Raw genomic sequence first — 1,504 nt, 5'->3', positions numbered from 1 at the left:
GGGTTCTTCCGGCGGTAACGCGCCTTCTTGTCCGTGCCCGCTTGATAGGACTGAACAAGCGATTGCCTTAGGCTGTTCAGCATGTTGTCACTTGTACTGCAATACTTGTCCAGGCGACGCATGCAGCGTCGCAAGCAACGCATCGTGTTGGCCAGGCTTCGTTGTTTGGGATCATACTCGACTTGCTTGGTAGCGTCTTGCTGGTTCGGAATCTGTTCTCGCAGCGCCATTAGTTCGGCAATCGCCATCGCGCGAATCGACCAGTCCAGTTCTGCCATAGCCCGATTACTGTTGCGGCAGCGCAGCTTGCGTTTGTCAATAGTTTGTTTCAACCCGCGGAATTCGACTTCGATTCCCCAACGCATTTTGTAGTAACGAATGAGCTGCTTGTGCGTCAGCTTGCGAGCGTTCAGTACGCTCGTAAGCATCCACATCTTCGTCTTGCCAACTTTCACTTTCACCAGACGCAGCTTCAGCGGTGGGTCGCCAGATTCCATCCTTCCCTTGGGCCAACACCAGACTCGGCCTCCACTGAGTTGCTCAATGTCAGCGTGCTCGCTGAGCAACTTCACGTTCGCTCCGACACGAACAAGAAAGTCACCACCGGCAGCCAGGATCGCACTCCACAAAGGATAGCCTACGAAGCCCGCGTCACCACAAAACAGCGTCTTTTCCGGGAAAGTCTCTTCCCCAAGCATCTCCACGACGTGGCCACGTTCGCTTGAGTTCGATCGCCCCAAACGCCACGTCCACGGTAGACGAAGACTCATGTGCCACATCATCGTGACCCAGATTTGTGGTTCTTGTGGCTGAGGCTTGTTCTTCTGGTTCCGCTTGCGTCGCATTCCCTTGGACTTCTTCTTTCCGTATTTGGCACGCACGCCGCGGCCATAGTTCGGTGCACAAAAAGCCTTCTCATTGGCGACCGTTCTCGGGACCGTTACGCGTGACCCATCGAAGCCGATCAGTACCCAGTCAGCGGACCTCCAAAAACGTCCGCCCACTTGCTGGGCCAATGACTGATGTCTCTGGCGAAGTCGCGTCGCGAATAGTGATTCGTAGCGATCCAAAGCGTTCATGAAGGCGGTGTAGGTTTTGGCGGTGCATTGAAGGCCCAGATCCTCACAGACTTCCATCGTCTGATCGAAGGCATCGGTGACGTTTTTTTGATTTTGCCAAGACCAGATGAGTGCCTGAATCGCCAATTCTTCAGGCAACCATTTGATATTGCCATGAAATGTATCTTTGGTAAACAATTCACCTTTGGGAGCAATCCAATCACACACCTCGTTGAAGAGCAACTTGTTCTTGCGATGAGATTGGTTGTTAGTTTTGCGGCGTTGGTTTCGCTTACTACGTATTGATTGCTTCTTGCGACTCATGGCCAGATTCCTTTCTGACTGAAGTGTTTCAGTTAGTGTTTGGGGGGAATCTGGCTTTTTTCATATTCGGAGCTTGATGAAAACCCCGGTTTTTACGTGCTCAAAATGCTTCACAGCGTTGG

At 52.3% G+C, this 1,504-nt stretch carries 1 protein-coding gene; it reads right to left on the bottom strand.

Annotation, left to right across the window (positions count from 1 at the left end; translation table 11 throughout):
• On the bottom strand, positions 1-1,382 hold a 1,382-nt coding region (locus tag RMSM_RS23520), incomplete at its 3' end, for a transposase (protein WP_040769158.1).
• Positions 1,383-1,504: the final 122 nt, after the last annotated feature.

Source organism: Rhodopirellula maiorica SM1 (genome assembly GCF_000346295.1).
Lineage (GTDB): Bacteria > Planctomycetota > Planctomycetia > Pirellulales > Pirellulaceae > Novipirellula > Novipirellula maiorica.
Note: the sequence above shows the minus strand (reverse complement) of the source record. Positions and strands in the feature narration are given on the sequence as shown.